Source organism: Roseateles sp., from assembly GCF_965262435.1.
Taxonomy (GTDB): Bacteria; Pseudomonadota; Gammaproteobacteria; order Burkholderiales; family Burkholderiaceae_C; genus Paucibacter_A.
In genome coordinates, this window is record NZ_OZ253537.1 from 2,975,450 (window position 1) to 2,991,696 (window position 16,247).

Genomic DNA, 16,247 nt, shown 5'->3' on the forward strand with positions numbered 1-16,247 from the left:
TCAGTCTTTCACGCAGGGCTTGCTGCGCGTCAGGTCGATCTGCGCAAGCTTCGCGTCCAAGGCGTTGTTCTTGCGCAGCGTGGCAATGGCCTCAGGAGCGGCTGCCGCAAGCTCGTCTCGCACGGCATCGGTTTCGAGGCCGGCATCAGGCTTGCTGCACTTGAGCTTGATGAACAGGCGACCGGACTTGAGTTGCGTGGACTCCACGTTCAGCGTCACGCCCTTCAACGCACGGCTGAATCCTGGCGTCTTCAGCGTGGCCTCCAACGAACGCCAAGCCGCCTCGGTAGCGGTGGGGTCGGGGGCAGGAGCAGGCGTTGGGGCGGGCGCCGGTGTTGGAGAGGGCGAAGGCGAAGGTGCAGGAGAGGGCGTTGGTCCCGGTTTGGGCCCGGGCTTAGGACCGGGCGTAGGTGCCGGCGTGGCCGCAGGTGAAGGCGCGGGCGTTGGGGAGGGGGGCGGCGCGGCATTGACCTTGATGACCAGCTGCTGCGTCTGAGATGGGTTGCTGCGGTCACTGACAAGGATGCGCGCCTCCACGGGCTGCACCTTGTCGTTGGCGGCGATGCTGACGGTGTTGGATGAGTCGCCTTCGAAGGTGATACTGAGGCCATCTGGCAGGGTGCCCAGCACCTTGACACGGTAGTTGGGTAGGCCGCCCTTGATCTCGAAGCCTTTGGTCTCGGCATGGCCTTGCGTGAAAGCTAGAGTGGCGGGCACCAACACAAAGGGTTTGATGACATCGGCCACGGTGCAGACCTTCAGTGCTGTGATCGCAGCGGCGCTATCGACCTTCGCGAGTGAGGTGTTGATAGCCTTCTGCGTTTCTGCCAGATCCGACAGCGCCTGGTTCAATGCCTTGGTGGCGTCGACCGCCTCGCTGCCGGCCTGGGCTGTAGGAATCGAACTAGCAGGCGCTGGCGGTGGGGTCAATGCACCGGGAACGATTGCGTTGATCTGTTGCGGCAGTCCGGCGAGGATGTCCTTGACTGCAGATACCGGCAGAGAAACGGTGCCTTGAACCTGGGTCACCTTGCTGGAGATGCGGTTCACCGTCGCTGACAACTCACCGCCGCGAGAAGCCCGTAATTGTGTCTGGCCGGCTTCCTCAGTCTTAGTCGCCTGCTTCACCGCCTCGTCTGCTTTGGCGAGCAAATCGTTGATGGCCTGATCATTTTCGGCGGTGTTACCGATTTGGCCCCGGTACGCGGCTAATCGGGCTTGCGCGTTCTCGACAATCGTTTTGCGCGCCCGAAGTTGCCTCAGGTAGTCCACCAGCAACTGACGTTCGCCGTCGCTCATCTCCAACTGCAAGATGGCATCGCGCGCGCAGTCCAGCGCCTCGATGCCTGCCTGCCAAACGTCGATACGGCGCTTGTCGAGCTGGGCGGCCGTGAGCCCGTAGGTAGTGCCGCCTACAACGCCCGTGGTGACCAGCACGTCACGATGCACGTGCGACGACGCCCCCAGCAGTACGGCACCCAGCCACACCAAGCCGGTGACGGTGTTCTGTGTAGCTCCCGTCTGGTCGCGAATGGCCTCGTAGTAGGTCGCCCGCACGTAATTGAGCTTGGCGACGGCCTGCGCCATGGACTCGGGTTCGCCATTCGGTGCGGGACTAGCTTGGAGGCCGTGGCCCGCGACGTCCAGCTTGACGATGGGGTTGGCGCAGCCGCCGAGCAGCGCCAGCACGGCGACGCAGACGAGGCGGCTCGCCGGAAGGCGAGGGTTGGACTTGGACATGTTTTCCTCCTTGGCGTGGCGCGCGTTACTGGGGCGTAGCCGAATAGCCCACTTTGGCCTCGGCCACGGTGTCGACGATCAGCGCTGCGTCGCCATCGGTCTTCTTCTCGGGGATCTTGAGACCCACGTAGGTGGCAGCGCTGATTCCCATCAAGGTGATCAGCGACGCGTCGAATTCGGGCATGGTCAACTGCCGCGCCACGTGGGACAGGAACACCAGCCCCAGCGCCATGGTCATGACGACCATCTGGAAGCGGTGGATGGTGATGCCGTCGGCATCGCTCAGCAGGTCACCGAAGAAAACGTCCTTGACGCCATCTGCGCCTACGCGGGGGCCGTTCACGCCCATTGACGCTGCGGTCGTTGTGCTGGAGATGCCCAGGAGCATCAATGCCTGGGCGCTGATCGCCGGCGTCTCGCCCGTCACCATCCACAGGAAGACGAAGCTGGCGAAGATGATGGCGAACCACCAGGCCATCTGCACCTTGGCCAGGCTGAACGTGCGTTGCGCCAGCGGAACGCCCGACGCGCCGGCGTCTCGTACCAGCGCGGAGCGAGCACCGAGATAGCACATCGCCCCCCAAACCAGTAGCACCAGAGCCACTGCGCCTGACGCCCACCACTCGAAGATCACGAGGGAGACCTTACCGTCGCCACTGGTTTCAGTGCTAGCGGGCGCGATGTTGCCGTCCTTACCGTCGGAACGACGGATTTCATAGCGCAGCGGCCGGCCTTCTTTCAAGGTTTGCAGTGGACGGCCCAGGATTACGGACCACACAGCCTGATCGTCGGCTTCGCTCAGGCTGTTGGGCTTAGCATGCTTGAAATCGAACCTGGCCGTCGACCCTTCAAGAGGGGAATCGAGGCAGCTGTTTGTGCGCAGGCCGGTGTCCATGCCCTCAATGAAGAGCATGAGCGTCGTGGACCTCAACTCCTCGCAGCTAGGCACGCTCAAGCGCTCGAAGGAGTGCACCGTGTTGATGCGCAATGGCTCAAAGCGGGGTGGCTTGCTGAACTGCTTGCATACCCCCATCGCGATGGCCACCGCCATGGCATACAACGCCAGCCAGACTAGGCCTTTGCGATGCTCGTGCAGGAACATGGATTTCTCCCTATCTATCGATTCAGGCGGCAGCGAGGAACAGCTCTCGTTCGGCGTTGCGGCGCCTGACGAGGCCCGCGAACGGCTTGCCACCGGCCAAGATCCAGCGGCCGAACTGGTCCGCCGCGCCCTGGCGGTCGCCGCGGTTAAGCAGTCGCAGCAACGTGGAACTGCGCAGGTTGGCTGCACCAAGGTTGAACGTAAAGCTCACCAACGCCGCGAACTCGTTGTCATTGAGCGGCACGACCACAGCCGCGGTGACATCGCGGCCCGAATCCGAAAGATCGGCCGCGAGCAAGGTTTCCGCCTGGGGTTCCGTCAACCCACCTTGGTACAAAGCCGTAGCCGTCGCCCGGTCAGCCTCACCACGCAAGAACCGGCCCTGGTAGCGAATGGCATGGCCCCAGCCGATCGTCCAGATATTCACCGGGTCCAGGTAGGGATCGATGTTGACGGTAGCCGGATCGCCGTCTGGAATGCCTTCGAACGACTTGACCAGCTCGATTCCCGCCTGATTTACCTCGCGCTGCCCCATTGCTCGCTCCTCCCTTGTCTTCGTAGTCTTGTTACCACTGCAGACGGCGTCATCCACACTTGTGATGAACGTAGGGCTATGACCTCCGGCTTGAATCGCCGCAGGTTTTACACAGGGCCGTTAGTTCTGGTCAGGCGGTAACGGCTTGAAGTCAGAAAAGGCTGCGACTGGGCACCGAGCCAGTTGAGGCTGAAAGTCTTCGATGGGTCGGGTTGAGCCCGTCGCCCCGACCCGGACCGTGCCTTGATCATGCGAGACCACCCAGCCGATTTGCGAAAGGCTGCTGTCCATCGCTTCTCTGTTATTCACGGCGTCACCTGCCGCCGTACCGAAGGTCGGCTTGAATCGCCCTGGGGCGATTCATACTCGCCGACATCATTGATTGGTTCAGCCAAGAATTGGCACGTCCAAATTTGGCAGCGCAGGTTGGATTTGACACAGGTCACTCATGGTGTCTTCAGGGCGCAACGCACGATGGGCCTTTTCGCTGGCACGATTCGGTTCGAGCTGTTTCAAGCCCCAATAGCAAGACCTGACCCTACGCCAGGCACAAGCGCATTGTGCCCAGACTCCGCCTGCGCATGGGCTCTTCGAGCGCCTGGCAACGCTCTGAACTGAATTCAATACACGCCGGCCCGGCTTTGCCCAAGCCTCGCCAGCTTGCGCTATTTGGCCCCAACAATGGCCCGACCGTCGACCGAGCGGGTGATCGGGCAGTTGACGATGATGTCCGTCATCTGCAGCGAGAGTTCCTGGGCTTCCACGGCGCTCAGGATCTGCTCCTCGGACTTTAACTCCCGCACTTGAGCCGACTGCTTCCACTTCACCAGCACCATGCGCCACAGCGGGCTGTAGGAGGTGTCGGTGTTGCCCGGGCCGGTCGGCGAAGGGGCGGACTGGAAGACAGTGATCTGGGAGTCGTCGACGAATTTGTAGACACGCTCCACCACCGAAGGTCGGCCTGGCGCCGGCAAGGCCAGGGCCAGCCGCGGCACGAGATTGACGCCCAGGGCCTGGGCCATGGCTGGATCCGAGATGTCCGTGGTCACATAGTCGACCTTGCGTCCGTCGAACCAGGCGTGGTGCAAGGGCAAGGACACCGTCGGTGACCGGCCCGCATCGGGCACGGCGCTGCATGCGCAGAGCAGGACCGAGGCCAGAAGAGGCAAGTAGATACGGGTACTGCGCATGGCTCTAGGTCCTCGAAATCATGGTGTGGATGGATGTAGGGATGGATACGAAAGCCTTCAGTCGCCCGCGATGGCATCGGCCCAATCGAGCACCAAGGCTTCGATCTGAGCGCGGTCCAGGTCGGGCTCCAACTCTTCGGGCAAGGCGTGGTCGCCGCTTGGCAGGGCTTGCAAGCCCTGTTCGGCGGCGGCCCAGGTGAACCGGGCCGCGCAAGCGGGGCAGGCCAGGTGGTTGCCAGCGCGCGCGCTGCGCGTGCGCACCAGGGTCGGCCCGCAGGCGGGGCAGTGCTGCAGCGGAATGCCCTCATCGCTATGGCCGACCACCGCATCCAAGGCGCCGGCCCGCCCCATGCGTACAAACGTCGCCCCCAGCGCCCGATCGAACTGCTGACCCAATTCCGACTCGATGATGTCGAGGGCCTTGGCGATCGGCATACCCGCGCGGTAGGGCCGTGTGCTGGTCATGGCATCGAAGGCATCGCAGATGCCCACCAGACGGGCATCGAGCGGAATCTCCATGTCCACCAGGCCCATGGGATAGCCACGCCCATTGGGCATTTCGTGGTGATGGTGAATCACGCCGACGACCAGGTCCGCCAAGGGATGGCCGGCCAGCATGCGTGCGCCTACGCGCGGGTGGGTCTTGATGGTTGCGAACTCTTCGTCGCTGAGCCGCCCCGGCTTGCGCAAGATGGCGTCGGGGATGCCGACCTTGCCCAGGTCGTGCAGAAAGCCGGCCATGGCGATGCGGCTGGCCTCGCGCGGCGTGCTGCCCGAAGCCAGGGCCAGGGCATGCGCCATGCGAGCCACGCGCCAGAGGTGGCCGCCGGTGTAGGGGTCGCGCGCTTCGACCATCCAGGCCGAGACCAGCAAACTGGCCAGCAAAGCCTGGCGCTGGCTGGCCAGCTGCTGGCGCAGGCCTTGCACCTCATTCGAGGGCGCATCAGAACTCGTCATGGCAATTGGGGTCGTGTTGCGGGCTGGCACTGCCTGCCATGGTAGACCCAAGACCGCCATGGGGCCTATTTCAGAAGCGTTCACAGGCCCAATTCACTGAGGCCGGCATGATCCGCGGGGCGCGGCCCTTGGGGCCAATGGAACAGGCGCTCCTGCGTCGAGATCGGCCGGTCGTTGATGCTGGCGTGGCGCACAGCCATGTAGCCGCCGTCATCGAACTCCCAGTTCTCGTTGCCGTAGGAACGAAACCAGTTGCCGGCATCGTCGCGCCATTCATAGGCAAAGCGCACCGCGATCCGCCTGCCCTCGTGTGCCCACAGCTCCTTGATGAGGCGGTAATCCAGCTCACGCGCCCACTTGCGCTCGAGCAGTTGCTGAATCTGCTCGCGGCCGCGAGGGAACTCGCTGCGGCTGCGCCAGCGGCTGTCCGGCGTGTAGGCCAGAGCCACTCGCTGAGGATCACGCGTGTTCCATGCGTCCTCGGCCATGCGGACTTTCTGCACCGCGCTCTCCAGCGTGAAGGGCGGCAAGGGTGGACGTGGGGCTTCAGGGTTGTGGCTCATGATCGCTGGCAGTGGGAAGTGAGGGCAAAGACGGACCGGCAGCCAGGCCGCCCAGCGCAGGCGCAGGCTCAGGCTCAGGCTCAGGCTCAGGCTCAGGCTCAGGCTCAGGCTCAGGCCGCAGCCTTGGCGGTGACGACGGGGAAGTCGATGTCGGTCTGAGCCACGTTGTTGACGTAGTTGGTCAGCACATTGAGGGCCACGTTCAAGATGATCTCCAGCACGGCGGCTTCGTCGAAATCGGCGGCGCGCAAGGCTGCCAGATCGGCATCGGCGACACGGCCGCGCGACTCGGCCACGCGGCGCGCAAACTGCAATGCAGCCGCGGTACGCGCATCATCGGAGCGGGCCTCGCGGGCGGCTTCGACTTCGCTCGCGCTGATCTTGGCCACGTTGGCAGCGAGGTAGCTGTGGGCCGAAAGGCAGTAGTCGCAACCATTGAATTCGGCCACGGTGAGGGCGATACGTTCGCGCAGCTGCACACTCAGCTTGCCTTTGGCCAGCGCACCACTCAGCGACAGATAGCCTTCCAGGGCGGCCGGACTGTGGCCAACCAGCTTCATCAGATTGGGCACCACGCCCAGTTGCTTGTGGACAGCAGCCAGCAAGGGCTTGGAAGCTTCGAGGGATTGGTCGACGCTAGGGATGCTGAGGCGGGACATATTCATTCTCCAGATGGGTCAAACAAGGTGGGTTCGCGGTGGGTATCCGCTGCGTATTCAGCGAATGACTGAACTGTCGTTGAATCGGCCGATGATTAGAATAACCAGAAAATCCAATACACCGTTACGCCTGGAGGAACAGTTGGACCGATTGCATCTCATCAGTGTCTTTGTGGCGGTGGTCGATGCCAGCGGTTTTGCTGGCGCGGCGCGCAAGCTGGGCATCTCGCCGCCAGCCGTCACACGGGCCATCAGTGAACTGGAGGTGCACCTGGGCGCACGTCTGCTGACCCGCACCACGCGGGTCGTGCGGGTGACCGAGGCCGGAGCGCGTTATGTGGAGGACTGCCGGCGCATCCTGGCCGAGCTGGCCGAGGCGGATGAGTCGGTCAGTGGCCTGCATGGGGCGCCACGTGGGCGTCTGACCGTCACGGCGCCTGTGCTGTTCGGCGCCCTGCATGTCACCCCGGTCGTGACCGAGTTCCTGCAGCGCTATCCCGAGGTCAGTGCGTCGTGCTGGTTCCTGGACCGGGTGGTGAATCTGACGGACGAAGGGGTCGATGTGGCGGTGCGCATCGGGGAGCTGCCGGACTCCTCATTGCAGGCCATTCGCGTGGGCAGCGTGCGCCGCGTGATCTGCGCCGCGCCGAGCTATCTGGCCCAGCACGACGAGCCGCAAGTACCCGAGGACTTGCTCGCCCACACCCTGATCTCGGCCAATGCCGTGACGCCGGCGCCGGAGTGGCGCTTCAAGGTGGAGGGGGATGTGCGGGCGGTCAAGGTGGTGCCACGCATGCTGACCACCACCAACGACTCGGCCATTGCGGCCGCGGTGAGCGGCTTCGGTCTGACGCGCCTGATGTCCTACCAGGTCGACGCCCTGGTTAACAGCGGCCAGCTGCAGCGGGTGCTCGAAACCTACGAACAGGCACCGCTGCCGGTGCATCTGGTGCACCGTGAAGGCCGCCACGCGTCTCACAAGGCGCGGGCCTTCATGGACCTGGCCATCGAGCGGCTGCGCGAGCGGCTGCTGCCGCCCGGCTGACGATCAAGGCGCTGGCTGCGAGGCGGCTCGCAAGAGCGCGAGCTCGCGCTGGGCTTGCTCCAGTTCCATGCGCAGGGGCAGCACGGCGTGCTCGATCTCGGCCTCGGTGAAGCGCGGCGTGATGTGCTGGGGGCAGTTCCAGTCGAAGGCCTCGACCGTGATGACAAAGGCACGCTCGACTTGGGCGCGGTACTGCAGCAGCTGAAGCCGGGCCAGCATGGCCGGGTCTTCCTGCACATCGACCAGGCGCACCCGGCCGAGAATCTTCAGGCGCCTCTGATGGGCGTAATCCATCAACATCAGGGAGACGCGGTCATTGCCCGCGAGATTGCCCACGCTGATGTATTGGCGATTGCCGCGGAAGTCGGCGTAAGCCAAGGTCTGGGCGTCCAGCACTTTCAAGAAGCCGGCGGGGCCGCCGCGGAATTGGACGTAAGGCCAAGCGGTCTCGCCCACCGTGGCTTGATAGAAGCCATCGCGTTCGTGAATGAACTCGGCCTCGTGCGCCGTCAAGGCATCGCGCCGGTTGTCGGCCTGATCCAGGCGCGCGTACGCGGAGCGGCTGCCCATGCGGGTCTGCATGGCGCGCACAGCAGGCGTGAAGGCAAGGTCGGAATAGGCGCGGCTCATGTTCGTTCGGTCCGGTGAGGTGGATCAAGCTGCAAGGTCTGCAGCGAGTGACAGAACTGTGATGGGCGACGCCCAAAAACAGAATGCCCAGCCCACTGAATGGAATGTTTCGCTGAGCGGAACAGCGCGGGTGTGAGCTGGCCAGCCGGTTCGACGGCAGCGCCCATCCATCCGGTCAGCAGGGAAATGGACTTTTATCAGGAAGCGTAAGGAATTCACGCTGCACCGCGACTCAGAGGGGCACGCAAGACGGCGTCACGGCCAGGCGTGCGAATCCCGTTCACCCAGCCCACATCAACCTCTCTGGAGAAACCTATGCACCCATCCTTCAAGCCCGGTCTGCGCAAGACCGTGGCCAGCGCGGCCCTGATCGCCGCGGCCGGCTTCAGCCACATGGCCCACGCAGCGATCGTTGATTTGACGATCACGGTTCACAACCTGGCGCCGAGCAATGGAGTGGTGGTGGCGCCGCTGAGCGTCGGCCTGGGTCAAGGCGTGTTTGACGGTTTTGATCTGGGCGCAGCGGCCCATGCATCCATCGTCAGAGCGGCCGAGCTGGGCAATGGCGGCCTGTGGCGCGATGCATTTGCAGCGACGGATTCGGGCGCTGTGCTCGGTGTGGTGGGCGCGGCACCGCTGGCTGCGGGCCTGTCGGCCACCCAGACCTTTCGCATCGACACCTCGCTGAACAGCTATTTCAGCTTCATTGCCATGGTGGTTCCCAGCAATGACTTCTTCATCGGCAACGATGCTGCCCAGGCCTACAAGCTTTTCGACGCCGCCGGCAATTTGCAGATCAGCAGCATTGGCCAAAAGGCACGCGACATCTGGGACGCCGGCTCGGAAGAGTTCAACATCGCCAACGCGGCCTTCATCGTCGGCTCCAATGCCCTGGCACGCGATGAACAGAACTCCGTGGTGGCGCGCAACTTCGCAGAGTTCGCGGCCTACAATGGCCAAAGCACCGCCTACGGCTACACCTTCAACAGCGGCTTGGCGGCCGGCACCGATGTCTACCGCATCGACTTCTCGGCCCAACCGGTGCCCGAGCCCGAAAGCTACGCTCTGATGCTGGCCGGACTGGCAGCCATGGTGTCCGTGGTTCGTCGGCGCAGCCGGAAGTCCTGAGCCGGGAGGCTCTGCCCGCCGCGTTGAGTCGTCAGCTTGGGTTGCCATGCTGCGTGTTGGCGCAGTATGGAGCCCGGGCCGACGTCGTCACCCAGAAGCCCGGGTGCTAGGACCGCAAGGGTCAGAGAATCAAGGCCAAGATCACGGAACCCGAAGCCAAGCTGTGGCGCCCACAGAGGCGTCATTCAGTGCCGTGCAGCGCAAGCGGCTAGGGGTCAGGTACGCCAGACCTGCAAGTACAGGCACCGTTCAAAAAGGCACCATTGAGCCAGTTTCTGTCGGGATGCGGCAATGTTGGCTACAAGCCTCGAGGCTTCGAGATCCCGCCCGTCAGTTCGGGGACGGCTTCGGCTGCGGCATTTTCCGACGCCAAAGAGGTTCTTCAGCCGGCCCGCAAGATCGTGATCTTTTTCGATGGCACTGCGAATGACGAGGGCTCCGATAACAACGTCAAACGCTTGAATTCGTTGATCGCGCTCCAGGAGCGTGGTGACATCGTTAGCCGGTACGTGCTTGGCGTCGGGACTAGAGTCGACCCGATCGGTGTCATCACTGGATCCGGAATCAACGCTCGCGTCAGGCTTGCCGACTAGTTCATCCTCAACCATTACCGAGCCGGCCAAGGCAAGGGGCCGGCAGACGAGATCTACATCTTCGGCTTCAGTCGAGGCGCGTTTGGCGCTCGCATTCTGGCTACCATGCTGAACTTCGCTGGCATTGTGAGAGAGGCACCGCAGCAGCCAAGGCAGTTGAGGAGACACACGCCTCACGAGTTGGGAGAGATCGTGCACGGGGGTGTCCTTCCCAGGCTTTGGACAAGGCGATGCGGATAGGACGCCGCTGCGCGCGCATATGCTGGCACTGGCTTTGAAAGAAAGGGGGGTGGAGTCCGTGGCAAACGACGACACGCACGAAATCTCTGTGCCAATCAAGGTGCTCGGACTGTGGGACTCGGTCGAGGCGCTGGGGCTGCCTGCCGTGATTGGAAACCTGCGGGTTCGCTTCCTGTCTGCTCCGCCAACGATCGACTTCGATGAGCCGAATCGCCGTTACGGAGAGAAGCTGTGCAATGTCCAGCGCGCATACCAAGCCCTGTGTATCGAAGATAGCCGAGCCACGATCTCTACGCCGTTGCAGCTCTCACGCGCCCACGTGTTTGAAGATTGCCCCAAGGGCAAGGGCAAGGGCAAGGGCAAGGGCAAGGGCAAGGGCAAGGGCAAGGGCATGCTCGACAGCGGCGGGCGAATCAAGACCGGTGCGTTGCAGGAGGTATGGTTCTCAGGGGCTCACTCGGATGTTGGCGGTGGCTACGCCCCAGGGGCTCTAAGTGGAGTCAGCCTGAACTGGATGCTCAACCGACTGCGCTGCACCGGGCTTTTGCCTAGAGAATTATCAGGCAAGGAGACGTGCCCAAGGGCTGACGGCAACGACTTGGTCGATAGCAAATACCTGCGTGACGATGCTCTTGGCGGCAGCCATGACCCCACGGATGGAATATGGTCCTTTTACCCAAAGGTCAGCCGCAACCTCGTGGCATTGGCCTTCGACAAGGCGTCTGTATGGCCAGGCAATCCCGCAGCCATCTGCGTACATTCAAGCGTTCTGAATCGACGCGCGCTTATAGGACCCGAGCCTCATGAGTACGACCAACTGTCCCTCGAGCACCCAGGACGGGTGGAGTTGGTGATCGGAGAGTATGGCAAGGGACGCAATTGGACTTGGTTGCGCGAGCGTCGAGATTCAATGGAGCCATCGACGCCCGAATCGATTGAAATTCAGCAGTATCCGAAGTGCTACTTCAATGCAGGCTTCACGCCCGTCGAGGAACCTAGATAGTGAAATTCGTACTAAGCCTTGTCGCCATTCTCGCCTTGTCAGCCTGTGCAGCCATGGACTATACGACCGCGACGGTGGATTCCGCTCCACCTGCTAATGCAGCGCAGTTGTCCAAGTGTCCCGCCGAGTTGAAGAACGGCATGTCGTGCACGGCCCGAGTACAGGCTGATCAGTGGGTGTCTCCGACCGGCATCGGTACGAAGGTCATTGGTGAAATCTATTGCGTTGCTGTGTGGCCGAACCAGGTGTGGTTCGATGCGAGTCGGCGCAATAGCCCCCCCGATGGCGAGAAAGGCAGTTGGCTTATGAACTTAGCGAAAAAGCGGCATGAAGGCGCGGGGTTCTTCAGCCTAATGATCGATGTTCAATCCGCCGCCTCCACTGGCGAGACCGCAAAGGAAGTCGGCGAGCTTTCCGGAGGGGCCTTTGCTGCACCAGGTCCGGGTGAGTTGGTACTCTATCCCAATGATGCGATCGGTCCGGTGAAGGAGCCAGCGTGGTACTACAAGAACAACTCTGGCTACGTCTGGGTGACCATCAAGCGTTGCGGTTGATGGAGCACCCCAAGGTGTGAGCTTAAGGACCTGAACTAGACCGCTCAAGCTGATCGCGACACTGCAATGTAGTGCTTGCCGCAGCCTCAATCGTGCCGAAAGCCAGAGTGTTCGCGCGAGCGCGAACACTGCCCTGACCGTAGTTCGGTCAGCGTTGATCTGCCGTTATCATGGCCTTGAGTCGAACCGAGTGAAGTCGGTCACCGCCCCTTAATGACGGTTGATTGGCACTGGTGAATGAAGCAGATCCGGTCCCCCTAAGCAGGCGATCACGGCAGGCCGCTTGTGGCCAGAGACGGACCTGGGTTCACTGCGGCTGAGCGGCGGCTTTGGGCACGAAGCAGTCGGCCATCAACGTCCGGAACGTGCCCATTGCGGGTGTTGGACTGAGTTCGCTCAGCTCACCCAGTCGGCCAGGAGCTGTCGCGCGAATCGATGGATTTATCGGCCGGTAGCGGACGTCCAGCCGCCAACGATTCAGCCCAACTTTCCGAGGTTGCGAGGGATGGCGCGGGCTGGCGGCCCGTTCTGCCAGGTCCCTACAGAATTTGCCTCGTATCCTCGGGCCAAAGGAGGACCGTTCCGATGGCCAAACCGCCAGTGATCGAGGACGCACAGATGCGCCACGCCTTCAAGGTTGCGGCCGCCACCGGCCAGACGCCAGCCCGCGATGTGGCCCTGCTGCATGTCCTGTACGGCACCGGCATGATGGCCAACGAAGTGGCCCAGTTGGAGGTGGCCGATGTGCTGGACGAGCGCGGCGAGTTCCGCAGGCAGTCCGCCGTGCGGGCAGCGATCAGCTTCAACGGCCGGGCGCGGCCCGTGTTCTGGGTGAACCAGAAGGTGCGCGATGCACTTTCGGCCTACTTCGAGGAGCGGCTACGGCTCGGCCACGGAGTCACGGCCTGGCGCTCGCAGTGGCGCGGCCTGGTGCAACTCGGCCCGGTCTTCCTCACCAACGATGGCCGGCCGTTCACACTGACCGCGCGCCGGACGGCTGCAGGTAGCACCTCGCGTTCCTGCGAGTCGCTTACGCAGGTGATCGCAAACTGCACGACCAGGCCGGCATAGAGGCTGCTGGGGCCACCGCAGCGCGTCGTACGTTCGGCGTGCGCCTTAAGCGCGAGGGCTACGACCTGAGGCACATCCGCGAGGTGTTGGGCCTCGCCACGCTCTCGGCGGCCAAGGCACTTTGCGAGGGCGATCCGGTCGATTTGGGAAGGATCGTGTCGCAGGTCCGGTGAATGGTTCAGAACAGCAGTTTAGGGCTTGTGCAAAATGTTGCCTTACATTAAAGTAAGGCGCAACAGGAGAAAGCAAGATGACAACGGCAACAGTCAGCAGCAAAGGGCAGATCACCATCCCGGCAAACGTCCGCCAGGACCTTTCGGTGAACACCGGGGATCGTGTGGAATTTGTTCAGATCAAACCGGGTCAGTACCTCTTCGTCGCAGCCAATCGCTCGGTCACCGAGTTGAAGGGCATGTTCGGCAAGGCGCACAAGACCGTTTCCATTGAGGACATGGGCCGAGCCATTGCTGGTCGTGGAGCTGCAGCGCGATGATCGGACTGGATACCAACGTGCTGGTCCGCTACATCATGCAGGACGATGCCAAGCAGGCGGCCAAGGCGACCAAGCTGATCGAAGGCCTGACGGCTGATGCGCCGGGCTTCGTGCCCCTGGTGTCGGTGGTCGAGTTGGTTTGGGTGTTGTCCTCGTGCTTTGACCTGACCCGCGAGCAGATTGCGCAGATGCTGGAAGTGCTGCTGCGCTCCAAGCAACTGGTGATCGACCAGGCCGAGCATGTGGTTCGTGCGCTTCGGGCCTTCAGTGCCGGGAATGCGGACTTCGCTGACTGCTTGATCGAGCGCACGGCGGCTGCGGCTGGCTGCGCTCAGACGATGACCTTTGACGTTGCTGCAGCCAAGACGGCAGGCATGACGTTGATTCAATAACAGGGAAAGAAGATGCGAAAACCTGTCGAGAAAAGCTATGTGAAATCAGCTGCTTTAGTGGCCTTGATCTTGGCAGCCGCGTCAGCACTTCAGGCTTTCGTTCCAGGGTTTCTTCGCGACTCCCTGCGTGTCGCCTACAACGTGCTGCGCGACCTGGGTCCATCTCTGTTCGCCGGAGCGACGCTGGTTGTCTTGGTACAGCAAACACGATTACTGAGACATAGCAAGATTGTCGAAATGATGTGGCAGGCGAACTCGCGCTTCGAGGCTGTGTCTGCGCTACGCTTTGGCTACCAGGCCAAGCCCGACTGCGCGCAAGAGACGAAGGAGGCCGCACTTGCCTTTTTCTTCCGGTTCTGGAGCCTCCAACTGGATCAATTCGACTCTTGGCAACTGGGATTCATTCCCGACGAGATCTATATGCGTTGGTTGGCCCAGCGGCAGGCTGAGTACAAGAAAGAAGATGACGGGTTCCCATTCGGCGGCTATGGACAGCCAGGATTCATGAGCTTTCGTGAGGGTTGGGAAAGAGTGAGCGGCAGTTGGAATGAGGATAGGTATCACACGTTCAAGAACGCGATGGAGGCGGCGATGCGCTACGCCGGTCCCTCAACCGTGATCGTGGCCCGAGGGTTCTTGCCGCCTGCATCCGCACCACATAACCTGCCATGAAGCCGGAATGCACGATGAAAACCAAGATCCACTTTGACTCGCGTTTCGACGGCGAGTCTGGAAAGTTTGCTGCTGTAGTTAAACCTGGACCGGGCTCGCGGGTCGAGCCCTTCACGTCTGAGCCACTTTTTGAATCACACGAGCACGCCGTGATTGCGGGCATCAAGCATGTCGAGGCGCAAGGCTTCAATATCAATTGGCATGCGATTGCTGAGCTGCTTGCATAGCCAAGGAAAGAACATCATGGCCAAAGGGACCATCGGGCAGTTCGGGTACGAACTGTTGAAGCGCACGAAGGATCAGCCGATTCCGGTGCACCCATTTATTCGTCTATGCCTTCAGCATTGGGACGGGACACTGGAGCAATCAGCTGCGCCGGTGATCTCCGGTCATTTGATAACGGAGCAAGAGATCTTGACCCATATCCAGCTTCTTAAAGAGGATCTGGACAAGGTCGGCGCGGAGGCGATTCGTGCCTTGCACAAGGCCGTCGTTGCCCACAAGGCTGATCCGAACAAGAACTGAACGGAAAGCAAACCAATAGTCCATTGCCCCACTTCCTAGGAGATGACATGAAGATCAAACGCTTTGCCGCCGCCGTGGTTCTGCTCGCAGTTGCGTTGACCGTCGCATCAGCAGCGGGCAGGCCTTGGTATGTCGTCCAGTCGGCCTCATCGAACGTGGCCCTCATGCTGGTCGATGCTGACGGCACCCAAAACAATGGCGGCGACATCACGACGCTGGCGTTTGTGATGCTCAAGGGAATGACCGAACAGGAGCCACGTTGGGACACCCAAAAAGCATACGTGCAGTTCAACTGCCATGCCAAGACGGCAAGAATGATCGTTGCCCAGTCCCTACTCAGAGGGCAAGAGGTGGCCAGCAATGTAACGGTGCTGTTGCCCCTGGAGAATTTTGCTCCTGGCTCGCCCGTCGCGCCGCTCGTCCCTTTCGCGTGCCCTCCCGATGGGGATTTGAAGACGGTGGCCAGGCCCACCTTCAAAGTCGATTCGCTTCCAACCACGGACGAAGCACGCAGGGACGTGTTTAGCAAGTTCAACCGCTGGCGCCGCCAAAACGGCCTCAGCACAGACGACTAGGAAAGAGATGTCGATGTCGATCATGACTTGGAGGTGCGAGCTGCAGGAGCAGGGTGATCCGAGGATCGTCGTCGAGTACCCGAGCAACGATGAGATGGCCAAAGTTATCCAGTTGGTTGAGGAGACGCTCTCTAATCACTCGTGAAGGCTACGAGATTCAATGCGCTGGCAGTTGCTGCAAGGCTCCGCAACGCATCAATTGGACGGTCAGCGTTGAGTTCGAGTCGGTTGGTGTGGCCAACGTCGTGGCGCAAGCCTTGACGCTTAAGTTTGGGCCGCCCGAAGATTTGAGCAAGGCTGCGTATGAGAGCCGGCAGCAAGTGCTCACCCGATAAGCCATAGGAAAGCAGAGAGAACACCATGGCATTCGAGGAATTGAACGCACAAATCGAGGTGATGGACTGCCTCTTCTCCCAGGCCTGCGTGATTAAGAGCTTTGCGCTGTGCAACCAGCTGCTCAATGACGCGCGCTACGCTAAGGGTGAGCTGTTTTAGGCCTGGATAGACAGCGCAAGGGGGAGACATGACGTGTATCCGCACTTTGGCATTTGCTCTAACGACCGTGCTGGCGTGGCCTGCG

Annotated in this window: 21 protein-coding genes; 13 read left to right on the top strand and 8 right to left on the bottom strand. The window is 61.8% G+C overall.

The genetic code is table 11. From position 1 onward, the window contains the following. The 7 genes from ACQY39_RS12790 to ACQY39_RS12820 form a co-directional block, all read right to left on the bottom strand. On the bottom strand, positions 1-1,740 hold the full coding sequence (locus ACQY39_RS12790; RefSeq protein ID WP_428506765.1) for a hypothetical protein: 1,740 nt from the start codon (positions 1,738-1,740) through the stop codon (positions 1-3). A 25-nt stretch (positions 1,741-1,765) separates the two neighbouring features. After that, positions 1,766-2,842, bottom strand: a complete 1,077-nt coding sequence (locus tag ACQY39_RS12795) for a hypothetical protein (protein WP_428506767.1) — start codon at positions 2,840-2,842, stop codon at positions 1,766-1,768. Positions 2,843-2,864: 22 nt separating this feature from the next. Further along, positions 2,865-3,377 carry a lysozyme gene (locus ACQY39_RS12800; protein ID WP_428506769.1) on the bottom strand — a complete coding sequence of 171 codons (513 nt, stop codon included), beginning with the start codon at positions 3,375-3,377 and terminating at the stop codon, positions 2,865-2,867. 665 nt (positions 3,378-4,042) lie between these two features. Next, positions 4,043-4,567 carry a DUF7482 domain-containing protein gene (locus tag ACQY39_RS12805; RefSeq protein WP_428506771.1) on the bottom strand — a complete coding sequence of 175 codons (525 nt, stop codon included), beginning with the start codon at positions 4,565-4,567 and terminating at the stop codon, positions 4,043-4,045. Between the two features lie 57 nt (positions 4,568-4,624). After that, entirely contained in the window at positions 4,625-5,524 is a 900-nt protein-coding gene (locus ACQY39_RS12810; protein ID WP_428506773.1) for an HD domain-containing phosphohydrolase, read from the bottom strand. A gap of 80 nt (positions 5,525-5,604) precedes the next feature. After that, a complete protein-coding gene (locus tag ACQY39_RS12815; protein ID WP_428506775.1) occupies positions 5,605-6,087 on the bottom strand; it encodes a DUF1348 family protein in 483 nt (160 codons plus the stop codon). A 110-nt stretch (positions 6,088-6,197) separates the two neighbouring features. Next, the gene (locus tag ACQY39_RS12820) at positions 6,198-6,746 is read right to left on the bottom strand and encodes a carboxymuconolactone decarboxylase family protein (RefSeq protein WP_428506777.1); all 549 of its coding nucleotides are present in this window, start codon (positions 6,744-6,746) and stop codon (positions 6,198-6,200) included. A gap of 142 nt (positions 6,747-6,888) precedes the next feature. On the opposite strand from ACQY39_RS12820, the gene ACQY39_RS12825 reads away from it, so the two are divergent. Continuing rightward, positions 6,889-7,791, top strand: coding sequence for a LysR family transcriptional regulator (locus tag ACQY39_RS12825; protein WP_428506779.1), 903 nt, complete (start codon positions 6,889-6,891; stop codon positions 7,789-7,791). A gap of 3 nt (positions 7,792-7,794) precedes the next feature. On the opposite strand, the gene ACQY39_RS12830 is transcribed toward ACQY39_RS12825, so the two are convergent. After that, positions 7,795-8,421, bottom strand: coding sequence for a pyridoxamine 5'-phosphate oxidase family protein (locus tag ACQY39_RS12830; RefSeq protein ID WP_428506781.1), 627 nt, complete (start codon positions 8,419-8,421; stop codon positions 7,795-7,797). 315 nt (positions 8,422-8,736) lie between these two features. On the opposite strand from ACQY39_RS12830, the gene ACQY39_RS12835 reads away from it, so the two are divergent. The 12 genes from ACQY39_RS12835 to ACQY39_RS12890 all read left to right on the top strand — a co-directional run bounded on the left by ACQY39_RS12835 (position 8,737) and on the right by ACQY39_RS12890 (position 16,162). Beyond that, positions 8,737-9,549, top strand: a complete 813-nt coding sequence (locus ACQY39_RS12835) for a spondin domain-containing protein (protein ID WP_428506783.1) — start codon at positions 8,737-8,739, stop codon at positions 9,547-9,549. Between the two features lie 650 nt (positions 9,550-10,199). Then, a complete protein-coding gene (locus ACQY39_RS12840) occupies positions 10,200-10,382 on the top strand; it encodes a phospholipase effector Tle1 domain-containing protein (RefSeq protein WP_428510801.1) in 183 nt (60 codons plus the stop codon). A gap of 19 nt (positions 10,383-10,401) precedes the next feature. After that, positions 10,402-11,385, top strand: a complete 984-nt coding sequence (locus tag ACQY39_RS12845; protein WP_428506785.1) for a phospholipase effector Tle1 domain-containing protein — start codon at positions 10,402-10,404, stop codon at positions 11,383-11,385. A gap of 53 nt (positions 11,386-11,438) precedes the next feature. Beyond that, complete coding sequence (locus tag ACQY39_RS12850; RefSeq protein WP_428506787.1) at positions 11,439-11,939, top strand: hypothetical protein; 501 nt, start codon at positions 11,439-11,441, stop codon at positions 11,937-11,939. A 585-nt stretch (positions 11,940-12,524) separates the two neighbouring features. After that, positions 12,525-13,010 (top strand): site-specific integrase, encoded by a 486-nt coding sequence (locus tag ACQY39_RS12855; protein ID WP_428506789.1) that lies wholly within the window; start codon positions 12,525-12,527, stop codon positions 13,008-13,010. Between the two features lie 250 nt (positions 13,011-13,260). Continuing rightward, the gene (locus ACQY39_RS12860; RefSeq protein ID WP_428506791.1) at positions 13,261-13,503 is read left to right on the top strand and encodes an AbrB/MazE/SpoVT family DNA-binding domain-containing protein; all 243 of its coding nucleotides are present in this window, start codon (positions 13,261-13,263) and stop codon (positions 13,501-13,503) included. Next, positions 13,500-13,895, top strand: coding sequence for a PIN domain-containing protein (locus ACQY39_RS12865; RefSeq protein WP_428506793.1), 396 nt, complete (start codon positions 13,500-13,502; stop codon positions 13,893-13,895). The genes ACQY39_RS12860 and ACQY39_RS12865 overlap by 4 nt, the downstream gene beginning before the upstream one ends. A gap of 12 nt (positions 13,896-13,907) precedes the next feature. Beyond that, entirely contained in the window at positions 13,908-14,567 is a 660-nt protein-coding gene (locus ACQY39_RS12870; RefSeq protein WP_428506795.1) for a hypothetical protein, read from the top strand. Between the two features lie 14 nt (positions 14,568-14,581). Next, positions 14,582-14,794 carry a hypothetical protein gene (locus ACQY39_RS12875; protein WP_428506797.1) on the top strand — a complete coding sequence of 71 codons (213 nt, stop codon included), beginning with the start codon at positions 14,582-14,584 and terminating at the stop codon, positions 14,792-14,794. Between the two features lie 16 nt (positions 14,795-14,810). Continuing rightward, positions 14,811-15,092 carry a hypothetical protein gene (locus ACQY39_RS12880; RefSeq protein ID WP_428506799.1) on the top strand — a complete coding sequence of 94 codons (282 nt, stop codon included), beginning with the start codon at positions 14,811-14,813 and terminating at the stop codon, positions 15,090-15,092. A gap of 47 nt (positions 15,093-15,139) precedes the next feature. Further along, a complete protein-coding gene (locus tag ACQY39_RS12885) occupies positions 15,140-15,667 on the top strand; it encodes a hypothetical protein (protein ID WP_428506801.1) in 528 nt (175 codons plus the stop codon). A 360-nt stretch (positions 15,668-16,027) separates the two neighbouring features. Beyond that, entirely contained in the window at positions 16,028-16,162 is a 135-nt protein-coding gene (locus tag ACQY39_RS12890) for a hypothetical protein (RefSeq protein WP_428506803.1), read from the top strand. The last annotated feature ends 85 nt before the right edge of the window (positions 16,163-16,247 follow it).